The sequence below is a fragment of the Pelagibacterium sp. 26DY04 genome (assembly GCF_031202305.1).
Classification (GTDB): Bacteria; Pseudomonadota; Alphaproteobacteria; order Rhizobiales; family Devosiaceae; genus Pelagibacterium.
Genome location: NZ_CP101731.1, coordinates 1,053,186 through 1,073,944, shown reverse-complemented (window position 1 = coordinate 1,073,944; position 20,759 = coordinate 1,053,186). Strand labels below are relative to the sequence as shown.

General features: G+C 63.6%; 21 protein-coding genes. 6 read left to right on the top strand and 15 right to left on the bottom strand.

Features of this window, described 5'->3' with window-relative positions; genetic code table 11:
• Positions 1-61: 61 nt before the first annotated feature.
• From NO932_RS05060 to NO932_RS05050, 3 genes are read right to left on the bottom strand one after another with little or no spacing between them, the layout of a single operon-like run.
• Positions 62-439: a Na+/H+ antiporter subunit C gene (locus NO932_RS05060; protein WP_309210011.1), complete on the bottom strand. Its 378-nt coding sequence runs from the start codon at positions 437-439 to the stop codon at positions 62-64.
• Positions 439-861: a Na+/H+ antiporter subunit B gene (locus NO932_RS05055; RefSeq protein WP_309210010.1), complete on the bottom strand. Its 423-nt coding sequence runs from the start codon at positions 859-861 to the stop codon at positions 439-441. Before NO932_RS05055 ends, NO932_RS05060 begins: the two co-directional genes overlap by 1 nt.
• Positions 858-3,230 (bottom strand): putative monovalent cation/H+ antiporter subunit A, encoded by a 2,373-nt coding sequence (locus NO932_RS05050; RefSeq protein ID WP_309210009.1) that lies wholly within the window; start codon positions 3,228-3,230, stop codon positions 858-860. Before NO932_RS05050 ends, NO932_RS05055 begins: the two co-directional genes overlap by 4 nt.
• A gap of 187 nt (positions 3,231-3,417) precedes the next feature.
• On the opposite strand from NO932_RS05050, the gene msrB reads away from it, so the two are divergent.
• From msrB to NO932_RS05030, 4 genes are all read left to right on the top strand, one after another.
• Entirely contained in the window at positions 3,418-3,816 is a 399-nt protein-coding gene (gene msrB, locus NO932_RS05045) for a peptide-methionine (R)-S-oxide reductase MsrB (RefSeq protein WP_309210008.1), read from the top strand.
• Positions 3,817-4,297: 481 nt separating this feature from the next.
• Positions 4,298-6,373, top strand: coding sequence for a S9 family peptidase (locus tag NO932_RS05040; RefSeq protein ID WP_309210006.1), 2,076 nt, complete (start codon positions 4,298-4,300; stop codon positions 6,371-6,373).
• Positions 6,374-6,485: 112 nt separating this feature from the next.
• Complete coding sequence (locus tag NO932_RS05035) at positions 6,486-7,085, top strand: superoxide dismutase (protein ID WP_309210005.1); 600 nt, start codon at positions 6,486-6,488, stop codon at positions 7,083-7,085.
• A 152-nt stretch (positions 7,086-7,237) separates the two neighbouring features.
• Positions 7,238-7,786 (top strand): response regulator, encoded by a 549-nt coding sequence (locus NO932_RS05030; RefSeq protein WP_309210004.1) that lies wholly within the window; start codon positions 7,238-7,240, stop codon positions 7,784-7,786.
• 5 nt (positions 7,787-7,791) lie between these two features.
• Here NO932_RS05030 and NO932_RS05025 read toward each other — a convergent pair whose 3' ends face one another.
• Both NO932_RS05025 and NO932_RS05020 read right to left on the bottom strand, forming a co-directional pair.
• Complete coding sequence (locus tag NO932_RS05025; RefSeq protein WP_309210003.1) at positions 7,792-8,322, bottom strand: hypothetical protein; 531 nt, start codon at positions 8,320-8,322, stop codon at positions 7,792-7,794.
• Between the two features lie 2 nt (positions 8,323-8,324).
• The gene (locus NO932_RS05020) at positions 8,325-9,800 is read right to left on the bottom strand and encodes a DUF853 domain-containing protein (protein WP_309210002.1); all 1,476 of its coding nucleotides are present in this window, start codon (positions 9,798-9,800) and stop codon (positions 8,325-8,327) included.
• A gap of 137 nt (positions 9,801-9,937) precedes the next feature.
• Here NO932_RS05020 and NO932_RS05015 point away from each other — a divergent pair, with 137 nt between their 5' ends.
• Positions 9,938-11,254, top strand: coding sequence for a TIGR03808 family TAT-translocated repetitive protein (locus NO932_RS05015; protein WP_309210001.1), 1,317 nt, complete (start codon positions 9,938-9,940; stop codon positions 11,252-11,254).
• On the opposite strand, the gene NO932_RS05010 is transcribed toward NO932_RS05015, so the two are convergent.
• On the bottom strand, positions 11,249-12,265 hold the full coding sequence (locus NO932_RS05010) for an asparaginase (RefSeq protein WP_309210000.1): 1,017 nt from the start codon (positions 12,263-12,265) through the stop codon (positions 11,249-11,251). The two genes, NO932_RS05015 and NO932_RS05010, sit on opposite strands and share 6 nt — an antisense overlap.
• A gap of 83 nt (positions 12,266-12,348) precedes the next feature.
• A complete protein-coding gene (locus tag NO932_RS05005) occupies positions 12,349-12,672 on the bottom strand; it encodes a hypothetical protein (RefSeq protein ID WP_309209998.1) in 324 nt (107 codons plus the stop codon).
• 210 nt (positions 12,673-12,882) lie between these two features.
• On the opposite strand from NO932_RS05005, the gene NO932_RS05000 reads away from it, so the two are divergent.
• A complete protein-coding gene (locus tag NO932_RS05000; protein WP_309209997.1) occupies positions 12,883-13,494 on the top strand; it encodes a PadR family transcriptional regulator in 612 nt (203 codons plus the stop codon).
• Between the two features lie 139 nt (positions 13,495-13,633).
• Here NO932_RS05000 and NO932_RS04995 read toward each other — a convergent pair whose 3' ends face one another.
• From NO932_RS04995 to NO932_RS04960, 8 genes are all read right to left on the bottom strand, one after another.
• Positions 13,634-13,852 carry a hypothetical protein gene (locus NO932_RS04995; RefSeq protein ID WP_309209995.1) on the bottom strand — a complete coding sequence of 73 codons (219 nt, stop codon included), beginning with the start codon at positions 13,850-13,852 and terminating at the stop codon, positions 13,634-13,636.
• Positions 13,853-14,109: 257 nt separating this feature from the next.
• Positions 14,110-14,919 carry a 3-oxoadipate enol-lactonase gene (pcaD, locus tag NO932_RS04990; RefSeq protein ID WP_309209994.1) on the bottom strand — a complete coding sequence of 270 codons (810 nt, stop codon included), beginning with the start codon at positions 14,917-14,919 and terminating at the stop codon, positions 14,110-14,112.
• A 62-nt stretch (positions 14,920-14,981) separates the two neighbouring features.
• Positions 14,982-15,755, bottom strand: a complete 774-nt coding sequence (locus NO932_RS04985) for a crotonase/enoyl-CoA hydratase family protein (RefSeq protein WP_309209993.1) — start codon at positions 15,753-15,755, stop codon at positions 14,982-14,984.
• Positions 15,752-16,189 (bottom strand): thioesterase family protein, encoded by a 438-nt coding sequence (locus NO932_RS04980; protein WP_309209992.1) that lies wholly within the window; start codon positions 16,187-16,189, stop codon positions 15,752-15,754. The genes NO932_RS04985 and NO932_RS04980 overlap by 4 nt, the downstream gene beginning before the upstream one ends.
• Positions 16,190-16,260: 71 nt before the next feature.
• A complete protein-coding gene (locus tag NO932_RS04975) occupies positions 16,261-17,022 on the bottom strand; it encodes an SDR family NAD(P)-dependent oxidoreductase (protein WP_309209991.1) in 762 nt (253 codons plus the stop codon).
• Positions 17,022-18,257, bottom strand: coding sequence for a thiolase family protein (locus NO932_RS04970; protein WP_309209990.1), 1,236 nt, complete (start codon positions 18,255-18,257; stop codon positions 17,022-17,024). The genes NO932_RS04975 and NO932_RS04970 overlap by 1 nt, the downstream gene beginning before the upstream one ends.
• A 2-nt stretch (positions 18,258-18,259) precedes the next feature.
• Positions 18,260-20,122 (bottom strand): feruloyl-CoA synthase, encoded by a 1,863-nt coding sequence (locus tag NO932_RS04965; protein WP_309209988.1) that lies wholly within the window; start codon positions 20,120-20,122, stop codon positions 18,260-18,262.
• A gap of 94 nt (positions 20,123-20,216) precedes the next feature.
• Entirely contained in the window at positions 20,217-20,678 is a 462-nt protein-coding gene (locus NO932_RS04960; RefSeq protein WP_309209987.1) for a c-type cytochrome, read from the bottom strand.
• Between the last annotated feature and the right edge of the window lie 81 nt (positions 20,679-20,759).

The window sequence follows — 20,759 nt, the reverse complement described above, 5'->3', positions numbered from 1 at the left end:
CGAACCGCAAAACCGTTTCCATCTCCGGCCAAGCCGGGGATATGCTTTTGCTGGATACGCACTAATAGCTCAGGGGCGGCCGCGGAGCGTCTTCGGGCTCGGCGATACGCATGTTGTCGGTGTTGTCGGCATCGAGCTCCTGATAGGCGCGATAACCCAGCACCAGCAGGAACGAGAGCAGCGCAAAGCTGATCACGATGGCGGTGAGGATCAGGGCCTGGGGGAGCGGGTTCGCCGACCCTTCGAGCGGCACGTATTGGCCGTCGGGAACGATGGGGGGTACTTCGGCGGTGAGACGGCCAACGGTAAAGATCAAAAGATTGACGCCATTGCCCAGGATGGCCACGCCCAGCAGCATGCGGATGATGGCTTTCGAGAGCAGCAGATAGGCGGCGATGGTGAAGAACAGGCCGATGAGGCCGGCGAGCGCAACTTCCATCAGTCTTCTCCCTCATCGCCTTCGAGCGCCAGCCCGATGGTGCCGAAGGCTCCCACCACGACAGCATAGACACCGATGTCGAAAATCAGCGGGGTCGAGAGCGCGATTTCCGAACCGTCGACCTCGAAGATCCACCAGAGCCCGGTGAGGAACGGAACATCGACCGCCAGCGACATCAGCCCCGAAATCGCGGCCAGGACGACACCCAGGCCAGCAAGAGACAGGGGGTGCACCCGCAGGGCCTTGCGGGTGGCCTCGACGCCCATGGCGATGCCATAGATCAGAAGGCCGGAGGCGCCGATGAGCCCGCCGATAAAGCCGCCACCGGGCTCATTGTGGCCGCGCAGAAGGACGAACACGGAAAACACCAGCATGAGTGCCGTCAACACGGGCGCGGCGGTGCGGAAGATGACGGTATTCATGTCGTGCTCCCTTTCTTGCGTCGGCGGGGGGCGAGATGCTCGGTGCCGCTGGACCGGGCGCGCAGCCTGATCAGCGCCAGAATGGCAAGGCCAGCCGCCATCACCACGGAAATCTCACCCAGGGTATCGATGGCGCGATAGTCGACGAGGATGACGTTGACGATGTTGCGCCCGTGGGCGATCGGCGTACTGGTTGCCCGGAAGAGCTCGGAGAGCGCCAGATCGAGGTCGCTCTGGAGGACGACCAGCAAAAGCAGGGTGATGCCCGCACCCACCGCCAGCGCAACGGCGCCGTCGCGAATGGCGGTTTCGAGATCGCGGCGATCGGACTGATCGAGGTGCAGTCGGGTCATGACCAGGGCGATGATGATCACTGTCAGCGTTTCAACCATGAACTGGGTGAAGCTGAGATCAGGCGCGCCGAACAGCATGAAGATCACGGCGACGGCGAAGCCCTGGATGCCGAGGGCGACGATTGCCGTGACGCGGGATTTGGCCCCGAGCACCGTCACCAGACCGATGGCGGCAATAGCGATGATGCCCCATTCGTAGAACGCAAGGGTCGGCCATTGCGGGATCGGAGGGAGGCTGTCGGTTATGATCAACGGCGCCGAAAGCGAGACGGCCAGCACCACGAACATCACCAGGATATACCATTCCAGGCGGCCGTGATGGAGGAAACGGGTCACCCGATCGGCGAAACGGACGAGGCCGAACATGGCGGCATCGAACCCGATATCGAAGGTCCAGCCGATCGCCTCGCCGGTGCGGCGCAAGGTGGAGCGGACCGCGTCGGCTTGCCAGAAGATCAGGGCACCGAGCGTCCAGGTGACGATGGACGCCCATACGGCGGGGTTGGTGAGGTCGAACGCCAGGTAAATATGGGCATCGACATCGGCATTATAGATCGAGCCGCCGGTCGGGTTGAGGACGGCGAGGTTCAGCCAATCGGTGAAGAGGCCCGCAATGACGCCCAGGACCGCAAGCACCACAGGGCCGATGAACAGGCTGAGCGAGCCTTCATGCGGCGTATGGGGCGTGGGGCGGAGATCGCCCAGGAACGGCTTGAAGGCGACGATGAGGCCGACGACCATCATCAGGGCATTGCCGATGACCAGCACCGCGAGGAACAGCAGATCAGGCCAGACACCGCCTGTCAGCGCCAGATACATCTCCTCCTTGGCGAGAAAGCCGATGGCGATGGGAAAGCCCGCCATGGAGATGGCAGCCAGAATGGCGGCGACGAACGTTATCGGCATGGCTTCCCTGAGCCCGCCCAGCACGGTGATGTCGCGCGTTCCGGTGCCGTGATCGATGGTGCCGGCGATCATGAACATGGCGCCCTTGAACAGCGAATGGGCGCATAGGTACAGGATGGCGCCCAGGATCGCCTCCTTGGTGCCGAAGCCGATGAGCAGAACGAGAAGGCCGAGGGAACCCAGCGTGGTATAGGCCAGCATCTGCTTGAGATCGGTCTGGCGCACGGCCAGAAAGCCCCCCATCAGCAGCGTCGCTCCACCGAAGAGAGTCAGAATCCAGAACCAGGGCTCGGTGCCACCGAGCACGGGATTCATGCGCGCCAGCAGATAAACACCGGCCTTCACCATGGTTGCCGAGTGGAGATAGGCTGAAACCGGGGTCGGCGCCTCCATCGCGTTGGGAAGCCAGAAATGCAGCGGCACCTGGGCCGATTTGGCGAAGGCGCCGGCGATGACCAGCAACAGGGCCACCATATAGAACGGACTTTCCTGCACCGTTCCCGCCGTGGTCAGCATGCCCACGAGGCTGTTCTGGCCTGTGATGAGGGCGAGAACGATCAGCCCGGCCAGAAGCGCCAGCCCGCCGCCGCCGGTTACGACCAGCGCCTGAATTGCGGCGCGGCGCGCGGCCTGGCGGGTATGATCGAACCCGATCAGAAGGAACGAGGTGATCGAAGTCAGTTCCCAGAAGACGAACAGGGTGAAGACGTTATCGGCCAGAACCAGGCCGAGCATCGAGCCCATGAACATCAGGATATAAGAAAAGAACCGCCCCTGATGCGGGTGCCCGGCGAGATAACCGCCTGAATAGATGACGATGAAGGTGCCAATACCCGAGATCAGCACGCCGAAAACAAGGCTCAAGCCATCGACGAAGAACGAAAAATTGATGCCGTAGGCGGGAATCCATTCGAACCCGGCGCGGATCACCGACATTTCCGAAATAGGGCCGATGAAGCTCAGGAACGTCACGAAGATCGCGGCGGGGACGATCGCGAGGATCCAGCCCGCCAACGGTCCGGTGAACGTCTTGATCCAGGGCGCAAACAGCGCCGCAACGAAGGGCGCGACCGCAATCAGCGCAACGATGACATCAAGACTTGGTCCCAAACGAGCCCCCAGACTGTATGCGTTTCCAATCCCCAGCGAGAATCAGTGAGCAAACACTAACGTCCCTCACTGCAAGCTCAACCAAAACCGGACATGGGAACGCAGTGTTGACCCTATAAGTTGTGATAACCACATGGGACCAGGCCCGTTATAGTGGCAAAGTTCACACCGATAAGGATGGCGCACGATGAACGACACGCTCAAAACATCCAACAGCGAATGGCGCGATAAATTGACGCCCGAACAATATCACGTCACCCGCGAGCACGGCACCGAACGCGCCTTTTCGCACGCCTATAATGTGGAAAAGCGCGACGGCATCTATCATTGCGTATGCTGCGGCGTGCCGCTTTTCACCTCGGAAGCCAAATATGAATCGGGTTCGGGCTGGCCAAGCTTCTTCCAGCCGGTTTCCGAAGACGCGATCAAGGAAGTGGACGACCGCAGCCATTTCATGCGCCGCACGGAAATCCGCTGCGCCAATTGCGATGCTCATCTCGGGCACGTTTTCCCCGACGGCCCGGCGCCTACGGGATTGCGCTATTGCACCAATGGGCTTGCGCTGGATTTCAAGCCGGAGGAGTGAGGCGGGCGCCAGCATATCAACAGCCACCGTGGTGATTGCTGAGGCTCAGCGCCCCTCATCCGCCCCTTCGGGGCACCTTCTCCCACCAGGGAGAAGGGGAGCTTGAGGCAGCATCGCGACAAGGCTTCGACTCCGCCAAGTGAGCCCCCTCTCCCCTTGAGGGAGAGGGCCGGGGTGAGGGGTGAGGGGTGCGCTGGGCTTCGGCGGGAGCGAGGGCGTGTGAGCAAGCTCGGCGCACCCCTCATCCGACCGCTTCGCGGCCACCTTCTCCCTCAAGGGGAGAAGGGTAAGGAGCAAACGCGAGGGCAGAGCTTGTGAATGCCCTCGGCGCTCCCCCAGGAGCCCGCCTCTCCGCTGGTGGAGAAGGGTAGCCTTTGGCGAGTGGCTGTTGCTTACTGCGGGCGTACAGTTCGATGAGTCGTCATCTCCCCGGAGGAGATGATCGGGACTTGAACCCAAGAATGGATCCAAAGGCTATTTCATGAACGACAACGCGCCAGTTGCCGCGCTTCGCGACCATTCCGATACACGGCATGGGATAACCCGAAACGATCCCTACCACTGGCTGCGGGCCGACAATTGGCGCGATGTGATGGCCGATCCGGCTGTCCTGCCGCAGGACATCAGGGATTATCTCGAAGCCGAGAATGCCTGGTACGAGCGCGGGTTGGGCGAACCCACCGAGGCGCTGCGCGAGACGATCTACAAGGAAATCCGGGGCCGGATCAAAGAAGACGACGCCTCGGTCCCCTCCCCCGACGGGCCGTTCGCCTACGCCTCGCGGACGCGGGAGGGGGATCAATATCCACTGATCGTCCGCACGCCGCGCGAGGGTGGCGAAGAGACCGTGCTGCTGGACTGCAACGCCGAAGCGGGCGAAGGATATTTCGGGTTCGGCGGGGCCGAACATTCGCCCTGCCATACGATGGTTGCCTGGGCGGCGGACCGGAATGGGTCGGAATATTACACAATCTATATCCGTGACGTCGCAACCGGCGCCGACCGGGAGGAGCGGATCGAGAAATCGGGCAGCGGCGCGGTGTGGGCCAATGATTCGAGCCGGTTCTACTATGTGGAGCTCGACGAGAACCACCGTCCCTTCCGGGTGCGCGAGCATGTGCTGGGAACGGCGCAGGCGGACGACAAGATCGTCTATGAGGAAAAGGACCCCGGCTTTTTCGTCGGCGTGGACATGACGCAATCACGCCGGTTCCTCACCATTTCGGCGCACGACCACCAGACTTCGGAAATCTGGCTGATCGATGCGGAAAAGGGCGGCGCGCCGTTCTGCGTGGAAAAGCGCCACGAGAACACCGAATATTCGCTCGAGGAACGCGGCGGCACGCTTTATATCCTCACCAATGACGACGAGGCCGAGGACTTCAAGATCGTCACCGCGCCGGCCTCCGATCCGGGGGTCGATAACTGGACCGATCTCGTGCCTCACGAGGCGGGCCGGCTGATCCTCGATATCGAGCTGCTGGCCAACCACCTCATCCGGCTCGAACGCAAGGATGGGCTGCCGCGCATCGTGGTGCGAGACCTGCGCGATGGCAAAGAGGAGACGATCGCGTTTCCCGAAGAGGCCTATTCGCTCGGGCTGATCGGAGGATATGAGTTCGAGACCGCCACCATCCGGTTCTCCTATTCCTCGCCGACCACGCCCTCGCAGGTTTTCGACATGGATCTCGAAACCGGCGAGCGGGTGCTGCGCAAGGAGCAGGAAATTCCCTCGGGGCACGATCCGGCACAGTATGAAACGCGCCGGCTGTTCGCCACCGCGCCCGATGGCGAGGAGGTGCCTGTCACCCTGCTTCACCGCAAGGGGCTGGCGCTCGACGGCAGCGCGCCGTGCCTGCTTTATGGGTATGGCGCCTATGGCCATTCCATGCCGGCGGGATTTTCGGTGTCGGTGCTCTCGCTTGTCGATCGCGGCTTCGTCTATGCGATCGCCCATATTCGCGGCGGCATGGACAAGGGCTATCGCTGGTACAAGAACGGGCGCGCGGCGCACAAGACCAACACCTTCACCGACTTTATCGCCGCAGCCGAAATGCTGATCGAGAAGGGCTATACGGCCAAGGGGCGGATCGTTGCCGAGGGCGGATCGGCCGGCGGCATGCTGATGGGGGCCATCGCCAATATGCGGCCCGACCTCTGGGGCGGCGTGGTGGCCGTGGTGCCGTTCGTGGACGTGCTCAACACCATGCTGGACGACACGCTGCCGCTGACCCCGCCCGAATGGCCCGAGTGGGGCAATCCGATCACCTCGGAAGAGGAATATAAGCGCATTGCATCCTATTCGCCTTACGACAATGTGGAGGCCAAGGACTATCCGCCGATCCTGGCACTGGCGGGATTGACCGACCCGCGCGTCACCTATTGGGAGCCGGCCAAATGGGTGGCGAAGCTGCGTGCAACCAAGACGGACGGCAATCCATTGTATCTGCGAACCAACATGGACGCAGGACATGGCGGCGCTTCGGGACGCTTCGAGCGGATCAAGGAGACCGCAATCGTCTATGCTTTTGCGTTGCGCTGCGCCCGATTGGCATAAGTTTCCACTCCCTGCCGTTGCGCGCTGGATCGCGGGGCGGTATATAAGAAGCATTGGCTTGGAAAATTCGCCAAGCTTACTGAATTTTCACTGAGACTAAGGAGGCCCTCCCATGAGTTTTTCGCTCCCCGACCTGCCCTATGCCTATGATGCCCTTGCGCCCTATATGTCGGCGGAAACGCTGGAATTTCACCACGACAAGCACCACCAGGCCTATGTGACCAACGGCAACAAGCTGCTCGAAGCCTCGGGCCTCGAGGGCAAGAGCCTCGAAGACATCGTCAAGGAGAGCCATGGCAAGAACCAGGGCCTCTTCAACAATGCGGGCCAGCACTACAACCACATCCATTTCTGGAAGTGGATGAAGCCCAATGGCGGCGGACGCTCGCTGCCGGGCAAGCTGCAGGCGGCGATCGATTCCGACTTGGGCGGGTTCGACAAGTTCCGCGAGGATTTCATCGCGGCAGCCGGCGGGCAGTTCGGTTCGGGCTGGGGCTGGCTGGCCATTAAGGACGGCAAGCTCGAAGTGACCAAGACCCCCAACGGGGAAAACCCGCTGGTCCATGGCGGCGTGCCGCTTCTGGGTGTTGATGTGTGGGAACACTCTTACTACATCGACTATCGCAACGCGCGTCCGAAATATCTGGAAGCCTGGTTCGACAACCTGGTCAACTGGGACTATGTCGCCGAGCTTTACGAAGCCAATTCGTAAAACAAATACAATAGGTTGCTCTTGTTTATGGCCCGCCTGTCCACAGGCGGGCCATATGCCTTAAGGTTACCTCCGCGCCCGCCTTCCGACTCCCAAACCGCTATGTTAAGTCTCCGGTAACCATCGAGTTTTGCCCATGGAGACGAGCACGCGTGCTGCCTGTTCCCACCATCGCCGTTCTTTCGAGCAGCCCTGCGCTGGCCTCCGTGCTCGGCGCCACGCTGCGGCGGGGGCACCGCTGGCGGGTGCGCGAATTTTGCGACAGCCGGGCGCTGAGGGACTACATGCGCATCGCGCCGCTGGCCCTGCTGGTCACCGATTATCAACTCGAGCGTACGGACGCCGCGCAAGTGGCGCTGGCCATCCGCAGCGATAGCGAACTGGTGTCGCGCCGCGTGCAGGTCATCGCCATGACCCGAACCGTAGATCCGGATATGCGGCGGCGCTGCGTACAGGCGGGGATCGACGAGGTGATCGTCAAGCCCATGAGCCCGCTCTATCTCGAAGAGCGAATCGCGGCGCGGCTGGAGAGCGGGACGTCGAGCTATGTTTCGGCGCTTCCCCATTATGTCGGCCCAGAGCGTCGAGGCCGCGTGACGATGGACGATGGGCGCGCTATCCCGATCGAGCGGCGGGGCGCGAACATCGTTTCGTTTCTCGCGCACAAGGCGCTGCGCGAGCGGGAAGATAGGCCGCTTTAGAGCTACTAGACCAGACGCGAGAGGCGGTTCCAGAGGTCGTCGAAGGTTTCGGCGACCTGGATCAAGCCATCGATATTGCCGCGCCCGACCGAGGCGACATCGCCGGCAAACCCCTTTACCACCTCAAAGGCCCGGTTGTGGTTGAGCAGGCCCACGGGACGGTTGCTCTGCGCGCCGCCGGCGGACGCCCAGGCGGCATAGAGGGCGCCGGCCGTATCGATGCCGCCAGGCATGCCGATCACCACCTGCGATGCCTGGATGATCCGAATGGCTGCGGCCTGGTCGGACGCCTCGTTGAGCACGGTGACACCCTGGGAGACGGTCAATCCGCGCGGCGCGGGTCCGGTGGCGACGGTTACGCGGCCGCCGGAGGCCAGGGCGGAATCGATCAGCGCGCGCGGCCATTGGCCGTTGCGGGCGGCGCAATGGAGGTGCGCGCCATGGCGGGCGATGGTTTCACCGGCCTGGCGGTAAAGCGCCTGATGCGCGGTGGCGCCGCAATCGGCGAAGATGGCGACGCTGGTGATCCTGCCCATCGTTACTTTCCGCGCGTGAGCGAGCCGAGAATGCCCCGGACAAGGGATTCCCCGGCCCGCCGCGCGACGGTGCGCGCGAAGCTCTTGAACGCGGCCTCCATGGGGGTCTGGCGCGTGGAGCGGCGCGGGGCTGAGCGGGTCCGTTCCTTTTCGAGGGCTTCCCGTGCCTCTTCGATCTCGGCGTCGCGCAGGGCCTGGGCGGCGCGGACCTCCAGGATCTCATAGGCGGATTCGCGGTCCTTGGCCGCCTCATAGCGTCCAGCGAGCGGGCTCGCCGCCAGCACCGAAGCGCGTTCGTCGATGGTCAGCGGCCCCATGCGCGAGGACGGCGGGCGGATCAGGGTGCGGCCGACCACCGAGGGAATGCCCTTTTCCTCAAGCACGGAAACGAGCGCTTCGCCGGTGCCGAGCTGGGTGATGACCTCGGCGGTATCGAATTCGGGATTGGGACGGAAGCTTTCGGCTGCGATGCGGACGGCCTTCTGCTCCTTTGGCGTATAGGCGCGCAGGGCGTGCTGGATGCGATTGCCGAGTTGGGCGAGGACCGGCTCGGGGATGTCGGCGGGGTTCTGCGTCACGAAATAAACGCCGACGCCTTTCGAGCGCACGAGCTTGACGACCTGCTCGATCTTGTCGAGCAGCGCGGCGGGCGCCTCGTCAAAAAGCAGATGGGCTTCATCGAAGAAGAAGACGAGCTTGGGTTTGTCGGGGTTACCCACTTCGGGAAGCTGCTCGAAGAGTTCGGACAGAAGCCAGAGCAGGAAGATGGCGTAAAGGCGCGGGGAGCGCATGAGCTCGTCGGCGGCAAGGATCGAGATGTATCCCCTGGCCTGCGCGTCGGTACGCATGAGATCGGCGATGTCGAGCGCGGGTTCGCCGAAGAAGTTCTCGGCCCCCTGCTGCTCGAGCACCAGGAGGGCGCGCTGGATGGCGCCGACCGAGGCGGTGGAGATGTTGCCGTAGCGGGCGGACAGCTCGGCGCGGCGCTCGGCGACGTGGGTCAGAAGCGCCCGTAAGTCCTTGAAATCAAGGAGAAGAAGTCCTTCGTCATCGGCCAATTTGAAGGTGGCGTTGAGGATGCCTTCCTGGGTGTCGTTGAGCTCGAGCATGCGCGAGAGCAGGAGCGGCCCCATTTCGGAAACCGTGGTGCGCACCGGGTGCCCCTGGCGGCCGAAGAGGTCCCAGAAGATGGTTGGGAAACCCTCGAAGGCGTAATCGGAAAAGCCGATCTTTTCGGCGCGTTCGGCCAGGAAATCCTGGGCTTCGCCGGCCTTGGCGAGGCCGGCGACATCGCCCTTGATGTCGGCGCAAAAGACGGGAACCCCGGCGCGGGAGAAGCCCTCGGACAGGATTTGCAGCGTCACCGTCTTGCCGGTGCCGGTGGCGCCGGTGATCAGGCCGTGGCGGTTGCCATATTCGAGGTGGAGATATTCGGGCCGCGTGCTGGTTCCGAGGTAGACGGCGTCGCTGACGAGCATGGGCAAGTTCCGATTCAACTCAAGGAGCTCATCTATAGCGGGCACAAAGCGGGGAGGACAAGGATTCACCCTAAGGATGAAAATTGCTGGTATTGAAGCGCAGATTGACTGCTGTGTTGATGGAAACGGAGCGGACCATGAACATCACGCGGCGCAGGGTCATGATTTGGGGGGCGATGGGGGCGGTTTCGGGCCTGCTTGCCCCCGTAAAAATACTGGCGCAGGACGTCGGTTTGGTCGCCGACGCCGAGTTCGACCAGACCGAGCGGTTGCAGGCGGCGATCGAGGCCGGACCGGGGCATCTGTTCCTGCCCGCCGGGCGCTATCGGGTGGGGCAGTTGCGGCTGCCATCGGGGCTCATGCTCTCGGGCGTTCCCGGCGCGACGATATTGGTTCACGCCGGAGCCGACCCGCTGCTGCTGGCGGAGGGGCAGTCTGACATTTCCCTCGTGGGTCTGGCGCTCGATGGCGATGGCGCGGGGGGAGAGCTGTGGCACGGGGGGCTGGTGCATGTCTCGGGCTGCGAGAACGTCACGATCCGGGACTGCACTATCGGCAATACGGGGCTCAACGGGATAACGTTGATGGCCAGTTCGGGGCGGGTTGAGAATTGCCGGGTGAGCGGATCGGCCTACACCGGGATTTTCGTTCATGACGCCGCCGGAGTGTCGATCAGTGGCAATACGGTGACCGATTGCGCCAATGGCGGGATCAGGGTGTGGCGCGGGGAAGCGGGAGCCGATGGCACGATCGTTTCTGGCAACCGGATCAGCGGGATCGACTGGACCGATGGCGGCAACGGGCAGAACGGGAACGGGATCAACATTTTCCAGGCCGACGAGGTGATCGTCGCGGACAATCATATTTCCGACTGCGCCTTTTCGGCCATCAGGCTCAACGCCACCAACAACACCCAGATCACCGGCAATACCTGCCTTTCGAGCGGCGAGGTGGCGATTTTTTCGGAATTCGCCTTCACCGGCTCGGTCATCGCCAACAACATCATCGACGGCGCGGCGGCGGGCATTTCGATGACCAATTTCAACGATGGCGGGCGGCTGGCGTCGTGCACGGGCAATATCGTGCGCAATCTCTACGAGCGGTCTGAGGTCAATCCCGACCTCGACAGCCCCTACGGCATCGCGGCGGAGGCCGACGCGATCATTGCGGGCAATGTCATCGAGAACGTGCCGGGAACGGGCGTCGTCGCCGGTTGGGGCCCCTATCTGCGCGACGTGACGATCAGCGGCAACCTAGTGCGGGAGGTCGAATTCGGGATCGTGGTCAGCGTCGCCGACCAGGCGGGCGCGGCCACGGTGGTGGGCAACACGATCGCCGATGCGGCGCAAGGGGCGATCACCGGCAATGCCTGGTGGGATGTCATTTCGGGCGATCTCGCCGCCGAAGCCGAGCGCTATCCGCAGGTCACGGTGCGCGACAACCGGGTGCTATAGGGATAACCGCGCCTCGGGCGTCGCTTCGAGATATCCGACCTCGATGCCGGTCCAGTTGCGCTGGCGCTGGCGGGCGCGGCGCTCGAGGATTTCGGCCTGTTGCGGGGTGGGTTCGGCGATGGACAGCAACAGGGCGGCGGCCATGGCCGTGGCGGCGGGCACCGAACCGTCGTCGCATTTGAGCGCGAAGCCGATGCCACTATCGCGCAGGGCGCCGCAATAGACGCCATCGGCGCCGAATTTGAGCATCAGCCGACCGCTAAAGGCTTCCATGGCTTCGGTGTCGAACGAACCCGTGCCACCCACGAGGAAGGGATGGCGGGTGGCGGCATCGAAGATTTCGCTGGCGGCCTTGGCCGTCTCCGGGCTCAGCCCCTCCCCTGTCGCCATGCGGGCAAAGCCCTTGGCAAAGGCGCGGATGGGAGCGGCCCAGGTGGGGATGGAGCAGCCATCGGTGCCGCATTTGCCTTCGGTCAGCGGATGGTCGAGCACCTCTTCGACGGCGCGGCGCACACGTTGCTGGACGGCGTGCTCGGGCCTGGAATACCCCTTGGGCTCCTCGCCCAAAGCCCGGGCGACGGCCAGCATGCCCGAATGCTTGCCGGAGCAGGCGTTGTGGAGCTGGCTGGGCTTTCCGCCCTGCGCGAACAGGGCCTTGCGGGCCACCGGATCGATGGGCGGATGCGCGCCGCATTCGAGCGCGGTTTCATCGAGATCGATGGCGGCGAGCATTGAAGCGGCCAGCTCGGTATGGGCCGGTTCGCCATTGTGGGACGCGCAACTCAATGCAATGGCGGGCGAGCCGAGGCCGAAGCTGGCATTGGCACCGGTGGCGAAAACCGGCAGGGCCTGCATGGCCTTTATGGCCGAACGGGGGAAGATTTCGGCCGAGACATCACCCACTGAAGCCAGGATGGTGCCCTTTGCGTCGGAAACGCAGATGGCGCCGCGATGGCGGTTTTCCACCCAGTTTCCGCGCACCGATTGCGCCAGCACAGGATTGGCAATCATAAAAAATCCCCACGAATGCGTGCCTTGATGGACCGCAGGACGTGGGAAAGTCAAGGAGGAGGTCAGAGGAGAAAGAGGTCTGGTCAGCGCGGGGACAGATAACGCGAGTTGACCCAACCCCGGGTCGGGCCGCGCTGGACAAGGCACCAATCGGAGGAATTGTCCACTTCGATGCAGCGCTCGACCCATACCGATGTCCAGGGCCGGAGCTGACCGACCAGCGCCGAATAATGCGCCGGCCAGCGGCGGACATTGAGGTGGTCCCAGGACGCAACGCCCGTCACCTGGGCTGGCGTTTCAACGGTATAACCGCGCGCCTGAGCGGGAGGTGCAAAGACGCCCGAAGCAAAAACGAGGAAGATTCCGCCGATAACGGCCGGCAGGGTAAGACGGGACGACAGCGACATTTTCAATACCCCTTACGGTGTCCGAATTGCCTGATGCAGCTAGACAATTAGTCGATACCGCTTGAATGCACTCTGATTTGAGCATTCAGCCGCTGTTCATCAGGAAGAAAGCCTAGTAACTCTTAGTAATCAACTGCCCGCGGGCCCTGGAGGGACCCGGCAAAAGAGGCGGGGGGCAAAGCCCGAAAGGGCAACTGGGAGGAATAGACCATGTCGGCAACTCGCCTTTTGGTTCTCGCCTTCGTGCGGGCGCATCGTCGCGCGCACGGATATCTGGTCGGCCAGGAATTGATGGCCTGGGACGCGGACAAATGGGCCAACACCAAGACCGGATCGATCTACCACGCCTTGCGGCAGCTCGGTAAGGAAGGGCTGCTCGAGGAATTCGAAGTGCCCGCGACAGAGGCCGCACCGGCACGAACCGATTATGCCATCACCGATGCGGGAGACGCCGAATTCTATCGGCTTATGGAAAAGGCGCTGACGGTTCCCGAAATGCGGCCCGACATGCTGTGCGCTGGGCTGGTTCTGATGTCGGCGCTACCGCGAGCGACCGTGCTCAAGCATTTGCGCGTGCGGCTGGATAAACTCGCCGCCCAGCGCGCCGATGTGGAACATGCCAACAGCACGGCGCGTTTCGTCGGCGACCGCGCTCTGCCTCCGCATGTGGAGGCATTGCTGAGCTTTTGGACGAGCAACACCGCCTGTAACTACGATTGGCTCGCAGAGCTGATCGGCAAGATCGAGGGCGGTGCTTATGCCTTCGCCGATGAGGACGAAAACGCCTTCGGCTCGCCGAGCGCGCCGATGGTGCTGCCTTAAGGTCGGGGATCAATCGGCATTCGCGGTGCTGGCAACTGCTGCTGGATTCCGGGGACATGCCCCGGAATGACAGGCGGGGGGCGGGTATCGACGATGCCAACCCGCCGTGTCACCGGGACGTCTTCCCCAGCAATACGCCCTAGCTTTCGGCGTGCGTGTGCCGGGGCGGGCGCGCCTCCTCAATAAAGGCGTCGATGGCCGCCGTGGCCCGATTGCGGCAGGCGTGTTCGCCTTCGGCCCGGCTGGCCCGCACGCGCTCGATCAGCCGCGCCGGCCGGAGCGGCGGCCAAACCTTGATCTGCCAATGTTTGTCGAAAATGGTCCTGACGCGAAAGCCGCGGTATTCGAACTCTGCCATGGCATCCTCCGCTGTGGCATTCCTCCCTGACGCCGAGGATGTTTTTATAATGTCCCTACGACGCCGATGTGACTACGCCTGGCACTAGAGCTTTGATCGTGCGTTTCGAACCGGGGACGTTTACCGTCCCGCGTTGTTCTCGAAAGCACTCCAAGCGCTCAATCCGTCTCCGGAAATCGTGGTCCCATCAGGGCCAAGAAATGGCAAACCACAAAAAAGTTGCAGCGGGGCCGGAAAATTAACGTGCAGCAATCCGCTTAGTTGAGCGTCGGCCGCTGCGGCAGGCTCTGGATGAAGGCGAGGATGATTTCGCTGAGCATTTCGGGCTGTTCGACACAAGGAATGTGCCCGGCGCCCTTGATGATCTCCAGGCGCGAGCCGGGGATCGATTTGGCCAGTTCGGTCACCGTATCGACCGGGGTGGAACCATCCTCCTCGCCCACCACGCACAGGGTTGGAACCCCGATCTGGCGGGCCCGATCGCGCAAATCGGCATCGCGCAACGCGGCGCAACTGGCGATGTATCCGGCGGGCGACTGGCGTTCGAGCATGGTGCGGTAGCCGGCGAGTTCGTCGGTCCGGGTGGAGCGGAAATCGGCGGTGAACCAGCGGGGCATGATGCCGTCCGAAAGCGCGGCGATGCCGTTGGCTTCGACGGCGGCGATGCGCTGGTTCCACAGATCCGCATCGCCGATTTTGCCGGCGGTGTCGCAAAGGATGAGCGCCGAGACGAGATCGCGGCGATCGGCATAGAGCTGTTGGGCGATGAGCCCGCCGATCGAGAGGCCGCAGACGATGGCCGAACCTATGCCGGCGGCATCCATGATGGCCGCCAGGTCTTCGGCGTGGCGGGTGATGGTGACCGGCCCCTCGCCGGTTTGCGACAGGCCGTGGCCGCGCTTGTCATAGGTGAGGATCGTGAACCTGCCGGCTAGACGCACGATCACGTCGCGCCAGATGCGGAAATCTGTGCCCAGCGCATTGGCGAAGACGATCGCCGGCGCGCCTTCGGGGCCGCCGATCACCTGATAATGCAGGACGGCATCGTCGACTTTGAGAAACTGCATGGCGCTGCCCTTCTGTTCGGTTCAGCGCCAGCATAGCCGGATTCGTGGAGCGTTGCGCAAACCTAGCCGAATTGCGGCTTGCGCTTTTCGAGGAAGGCGCGAAGGCCTTCCTCGGCGTCCGGGCCGGTCTGGCTGAGCGCGGCGGTGAGGCTTTCGGCGTAAAGCCCGGCCTCGGGCGGCATGGCGCCGATGCGGGCGATGGCGTTGACGATCATCGTGTTGATGGTGGGGGAATTTTCGGCGATGCGTTCGGCCAGTTCGAAGGCCTTGGCCAATGCCAGGCCTTCGGGCACCGCATAATGGGCGAGCCCCAGGCGTTCGCCGTCGGCGCCGGAATAGGTGCGGCCGGTGAGCATCATTTCGGTCAAACGATCGCCGCCGATCAGCTTGGCGATGCGGACCGAGCCGCCGCCGCCCACGAAAATGCCGCGCAGGCCTTCGGGCATGCGGAACTGGACGGTTTCCTCAGCGACGCGGACGTGGCAGGCGGCGCCGAATTCGAGCCCGCCGCCCATCACGGCGCCGGTCATGGCGGCGACGACGGGGACGCGGCAGTATTGGACGAGCTCCATCACCCGGTGCCAATTGCGCGAATGGGCCATGACCTCGAGGGGCTGGCGCTTGACCTGTTCGGACAGGTCGAGGCCGGAGGAGAAATGACCGCCGGCGCCGCTGACGACGACCACGCGGGCGGTTTCCGGCACGGCGGAGAAGAAGGCGTCGAGCGCTTCGATGGTGGCGTCGTTGAGCGCGTTGCGCTTTTCGGGGCGGTTGAGGGTCAAATGGGCGATCTTGCCCTTCTGCTCGACCGTCATCACCTCGTCGGAAAAACTCATCGCGGCGTCCTTTCTTGCTGGCTCAGCACCGCCCGGACGACGTCGGGGATCGGCAGGGATTTGATCTTTTCGGGGTTCTCCGGGTCGCGACCGACCCAGACGCGCTTTTCATGCGCCTCGATGGCGGGTTCGCCATCGTTGAAGAGGGTGTGGCGGACCGAAAAGCTGGAGCGTCCGAGATCGGTGATTTCGGAGCGGATTTCGACCACGTCGCCGAAGCGCGAGGGCTTTGAAAATTTCGCGCCGGTATCGACCATGGGGATGCCGAGAATGGAATGCTTTTCGATCCAGTGGCGCTTGTGCATCTTGAACGCAGCAGAGAGCAGCGCGGCTGTGGCGTTGTCGAAGAAGCGGAAATAGTTCGGGTAATAGACGATGCCGGCGGGGTCGCAATCGCCGAACTGGATTTCGATTTTTGTGGTGTTCGAAAACATCACCGCTAAAATTCCTTTGTTGTCGCGCTTCCGACCGAAAAAGTGGTGCCCACTTTTTCTGGAAGCCCTCCTTATTTCGGCTGCATGCGCAGGGCGCCGTCGAGGCGGACGACTTCGCCGTTGAGATAGTCGTTGCCGACCATGGCGAGGACGAGATTGGCGAATTCCTCGGGCTTGCCGAGGCGGGCGGGATTGGGGATGGAGGCGCCGAGGGCCTGGATGGCTTCGTCGGGGAGTTCTTCGAGCAGCGGGGTCATAAACAACCCCGGCGCGATGGTCAGAACGCGGACGCCGAAGCGGGCGAACTCGCGGGCGGCGGGGAGGGTCAGCGAGACGATGCCGCCCTTGGAGGCCGCATAGGCGGCCTGGCCGATCTGGCCCTCATAGGCGGCGACGGAGGCGGTAGAGATGACGACGCCCCGCTGGCCGTTGGTGTCGGGATCGAGCGCCTGCATGGCGGTGGCGACCAGGCGCATCATGTTGAAGCTGCCGACCAGGTTGACGCGGATGACCTTCTCGAAGGCGTCGAGCGGCATGGGGCCGTCGCGGCCGACGATGCGGGCGGCGGTGCCGATACCGGCGCAGTTGACGAGGACCGAGGGCGTGCCGAGAGCGGCGATGGCGGCATCGATGGCGGTCTGGGCGCCGGTGGGGTCGGCGACGTCGCAGGCGAAGGCCTGGCCGCCGGTTTCGGAGGCGACGGCGTTTGCCTTGTCGGCGTTGCGGTCGAAGATGGCGACCTTGGCGCCGGCGGATGCAAGGGCGCGGGCGGTGGCGGCTCCGAGGCCCGAGGCGGCGCCGGTGACGATGGCGGTCTTGCCGGAAATGTCCATCACTTGGCCTCCGGGTTTTCGATGAGCAGGGCGATGCCCTGCCCGCCGCCGATGCAGGCCGAGGCTATGCCGTAGCGTTCACCGGACCGGGCGAGTTCGTTGGCCAGCGTCAGGGCAAGGCGGATGCCGGTGGCGCCGAGGGGATGGCCGATGGCGATGGCGCCGCCATTGACGTTGAGCCGGCCCTCATCGAGCCCGAGTTCCTCGACGCAGGCGAGAACCTGGGCGCCGAAGGCTTCGTTGATCTCGATACGGGCGATCTGGTCGAGCGTCATGCCGGCGGTCTCGAGCACGGCGCGGATGGCGGGCGCGGGGCCGATGCCCATGATCTGCGGCGGCACGCCGACGGCGGCAGAGGCGAGGATGCGGGCCTTGGGGGTGAGGCTATTGGCCTTTGCGTAGGCCGAGGAGGCGACGAGGACGGCCCCTGCCCCATCGACGATGGCCGAGGAATTGCCGCCGGTCTGGACGCCGCCGAAGGCGGGGCGGAGCTTGGCAAGGACTTCGTAGGGGGATGGGCGGATGTGGCTGTCAACGTCCACCGACTCGACGCCGCGCGGGAGCTTGATGCCGCGCTTGTCGAGGTTTTCCGCTTCGAAGATTTCGGAGATGACCGGGACGATCTCTTCGGCCAGCGCTTCGCGGGCGGCGATGGCGCGCTCGAAGCTGCGGGCGGCATAGCGGTCGACGCGCTCGCGATCGATGCCGTATTGCCTGGCGAGGTTTTCGGCGGTGTCGCCCATGGTGACGCAGCCGGCGGGGTCGTAGAGGGCTTCCCAGAGGAAGTCCTTGAACTCGACCTTGCCCATGGAAAAGCCATTGCGGTGCGTATAGGCAGCGATGGGGTTGCGGCTCATCGACTCGGTGCCGGCGGCGAGAGCGAGGGATGCGCGGCCGAGCGAGACGGCATCTGCCGCCTGGGCGATGACCTCGAGGCCGGTGCCGCAGATGCGCTGGACCAGATGGGCCGGGGCATCCTGGGGCGCGCCGGCGTAGAGGCCGATGTGGCGCGGGGTCATATAGGCGTCGAAGGAGGCCTGGGCCATGGAGCCGGCGACGGTTGTTTCGATATCGGCGGGTTTGACGCCGGTGCGTTCGATGGCGGCGCGGGCGGCCTTGATGCCGAGGTCGATGGGCGAGATGTCGGCCAGGGCACCGCGGTAATCGACGAATGGCGTGCGGGCGCCGCCGAGCAGCCAGGCGTCATCGAAATTGAGGCGCAATCCCTTGCTCATTGTCACTTTCCTTTGCGGGGCAGATCGAGGACGTCGGCGGGGACCGGGTCGGCATAGAGCGCTTCAAGCAGATCCTTGCGGGCGGCGAGGACGGCGCGCTGATTGATGGAACCCTTGTCGGTCACCTCGCCCTTGTCGATATCCGGGGCGACGGCCATGATTTGGGCGCGGGCGACATGGTTGGAACTGCCGGTTGCCCGATGAGCGAGGTCGCGGAGGCTTTGGGCGAATTTGTCGGCGACTGCGGGGTGGGCGAGGATGGTTGCAGCGTCGGTGCCGACCGGGAGGCCGGCGTGGCGGGCGCAGGCTTCGAGATCGGGGAAGATCAGGGCCCCGAGATGATTGCGGTCGGCGCCGGTGAGGACGACGTCCCGGATCAGCGGCGCGCAGGCGGAGATCACCGATTTGCGCACATTGGCGAAATTGACCCATGTGCCGGTCGAGAGCTTGAAATCCTCGCTGACGCGGCCGTCGAAGACGAAGCCCTTGGAGAGATCTTGGGGACTGGCGGGTTTGATGGCATCGCCGATGCAGTAGAAGCCTTCTTCATCGAAGGCCTCGGCAGTCTTTTCGGCATCGCGCCAATAGCCGGGCGTGACATTGGGCCCCTTTAAGCGCAGTTCCTGCTTGTCGCCATTGGGGACCAGCTTGACCTCGATGCCGGCGGCGGGGAGGCCGATATGGCCGGCCTCTTCCACCGGCCAGGTGGTGGTGAAGGCGAAGGGGGCGGTTTCGGTCGAGCCGTAACCGGTGATGATCATCACGCGCTGGCCAAGTTCGGCGCGGGCCGAGCGGTCGAGGCCTTCAAAGACGTGCTGCGAGAGGCTGGCGCCGGCATATTGGACCAACTTCATCTTCGCGAAGAAGTTGCGGCGGATTTCCGGGTCTTCGTCGAAGGCGGCGACGAGGAATTCATAGCCCTTGGGGACATTGGTTGAAATCGTGGGCTGGACGTCGCGCAGGTTGCGGAGCGTCCTGCCGATCTTTTCGGGCGTTGGCTGGCCGTCATCGATATAGAAGCTGCCGCCATTGTAAAACGCGATGCCAGTGTTGTGACTGGAGCCGGCGACGTGATTCCACGGCATCCAATCGAGCAATACCGGCGGCTCGTCCTTCAAGAACGCCAGTGCCGTGCGGATCATCTCCTGATTGCAGGCCATCATACGGTTGGTGGTGATGACGCCCTTGGGCATGCCGGTCGAACCGGAGGTGAAAAGCACCTTGGCGACCGTATCGGGGGTGATGTTCTCGTGCGCGGCGGCGACGGCGGGGGTGACGGAGGTGTTCGCCAGATCGGAAAAGAGGCGCGTGTTGGCACGGGCGGGCGGGTTGGATTTGACGACGAGGGGCACATCTTCGGCAAAGACCGCTGCTACGGCCGGGGCGAAGCGGGCCCCATCGGAAACGTAGATCATGCCCGGCGTGAGGAGCCCCGCAATGTGCCTGAGCTTGCCGTAATCGGTGGAGATCAGCGAATAGGCCGGAGAGATGGGGGAATACGGAATGCCGACCCAGATGGAAGCCAGGCCGAGCAGAAGATGCTCGATCTCATTGCCCGAGAGGATGACCAGCGGACGTTCGGGCGAAAGACTGGCGTCGAGCAGCGCCTGGGCGAGCGGCGGAATGGCTTCCATAACCTCCCCATAGGACAGCCGGCGCCAATTCTCGCCGCCGTCGCGATCGGCAACCATCAAAGCGTCCGGGGTTTTTTCCGCCCACTGAGCGATCGCATCCACAATGGAGCGCGGATAGGCCGCCAGTGTTTCGTCGGAACGGATCAGCACGCTGCCGTCGGAACGCGGATGAGCATGCGCGGTCATCGTTCCCATCCGAACCGGACGAATCGACACGGCCTGAGCGTTCATGATTCTCCTCCCATAATGTGGTTATGTTATATAACATAACTAACGAGAGAACAAGCGGCACGTCCTTAGTCGAGGCAGCGACGTGGAATTATGCCTATAGCGATTGATCGGCGCTGGGGGCCTTGAGGAATTCGATGATGGCCTCGGCTTCCTCCTCTGGGACACCGCCAAAATACATGCGGCTGTCGGGAACCACGGCTTCAGGGGCCATGATGAAGGCCTTGAGGGTTTCTTCGTCCCAGACGAGAGCGGCATCCTGCATGGCCTGGGAATAGGGGTAGTCGCCATTGGCGGCGGGCTTGCCCAGGATGGCGTTGAGGACCGGGCCGGTGGAGTTTTTCGCCCCCTCGCCCACCTGATGGCAATGGGCGCAGGGCTCGAACACCGGGGCGAAGGTTTCCGCCGGCGGCTGGACGGCGACTTTCTCAACGGCTGGAGGCGGAGCGGCGGGTTCGGGGCGAGACTGCTGCACGACGACCGGCTCGTAAAAGATGTTCAGCAACACCCCGCCCACGAGCACGGCGCCACCGACAAGGATCGGAACCATCTTGTGCATCGGCTTGCCCCTTTCGCATGGCTGCGTTCAAGGGGTTCTCGCTTGGGCCGGCGCGCAAATGAATGCGCCTTGAGGCCGCAT

Excerpts from the sequence above, each read along its gene's own strand:
- NO932_RS04980 (WP_309209992.1), bottom strand. The coding sequence starts at position 16,189 with ATGTTTTCGAACACCACAAAAATCGAAATCCAGTTCGGCGATTGCGAC.
- NO932_RS04965 (WP_309209988.1), bottom strand. The coding sequence starts at position 20,122 with ATGAACGCTCAGGCCGTGTCGATTCGTCCGGTTCGGATGGGAACGATG.
- NO932_RS05040 (WP_309210006.1), top strand. The coding sequence starts at position 4,298 with ATGAACGACAACGCGCCAGTTGCCGCGCTTCGCGACCATTCCGATACA.
- NO932_RS04985 (WP_309209993.1), bottom strand. The coding sequence starts at position 15,755 with ATGAGTTTTTCCGACGAGGTGATGACGGTCGAGCAGAAGGGCAAGATC.
- msrB (WP_309210008.1), top strand. The coding sequence starts at position 3,418 with ATGAACGACACGCTCAAAACATCCAACAGCGAATGGCGCGATAAATTG.
- NO932_RS04975 (WP_309209991.1), bottom strand. The coding sequence starts at position 17,022 with ATGGACATTTCCGGCAAGACCGCCATCGTCACCGGCGCCGCCTCGGGC.
- NO932_RS05060 (WP_309210011.1), bottom strand. The coding sequence starts at position 439 with ATGGAAGTTGCGCTCGCCGGCCTCATCGGCCTGTTCTTCACCATCGCC.
- NO932_RS05020 (WP_309210002.1), bottom strand. The coding sequence starts at position 9,800 with ATGCTCGTCAGCGACGCCGTCTACCTCGGAACCAGCACGCGGCCCGAA.
- pcaD (WP_309209994.1), bottom strand. The coding sequence starts at position 14,919 with ATGCAGTTTCTCAAAGTCGACGATGCCGTCCTGCATTATCAGGTGATC.
- NO932_RS05015 (WP_309210001.1), top strand. The coding sequence starts at position 9,938 with ATGAACATCACGCGGCGCAGGGTCATGATTTGGGGGGCGATGGGGGCG.
- NO932_RS05005 (WP_309209998.1), bottom strand. The coding sequence starts at position 12,672 with ATGTCGCTGTCGTCCCGTCTTACCCTGCCGGCCGTTATCGGCGGAATC.
- NO932_RS05035 (WP_309210005.1), top strand. The coding sequence starts at position 6,486 with ATGAGTTTTTCGCTCCCCGACCTGCCCTATGCCTATGATGCCCTTGCG.
- NO932_RS05000 (WP_309209997.1), top strand. The coding sequence starts at position 12,883 with ATGTCGGCAACTCGCCTTTTGGTTCTCGCCTTCGTGCGGGCGCATCGT.
- NO932_RS05055 (WP_309210010.1), bottom strand. The coding sequence starts at position 861 with ATGAATACCGTCATCTTCCGCACCGCCGCGCCCGTGTTGACGGCACTC.
- NO932_RS05010 (WP_309210000.1), bottom strand. The coding sequence starts at position 12,265 with ATGATTGCCAATCCTGTGCTGGCGCAATCGGTGCGCGGAAACTGGGTG.
- NO932_RS04995 (WP_309209995.1), bottom strand. The coding sequence starts at position 13,852 with ATGGCAGAGTTCGAATACCGCGGCTTTCGCGTCAGGACCATTTTCGAC.
- NO932_RS05025 (WP_309210003.1), bottom strand. The coding sequence starts at position 8,322 with ATGGGCAGGATCACCAGCGTCGCCATCTTCGCCGATTGCGGCGCCACC.
- NO932_RS04970 (WP_309209990.1), bottom strand. The coding sequence starts at position 18,257 with ATGAGCAAGGGATTGCGCCTCAATTTCGATGACGCCTGGCTGCTCGGC.
- NO932_RS04960 (WP_309209987.1), bottom strand. The coding sequence starts at position 20,678 with ATGCACAAGATGGTTCCGATCCTTGTCGGTGGCGCCGTGCTCGTGGGC.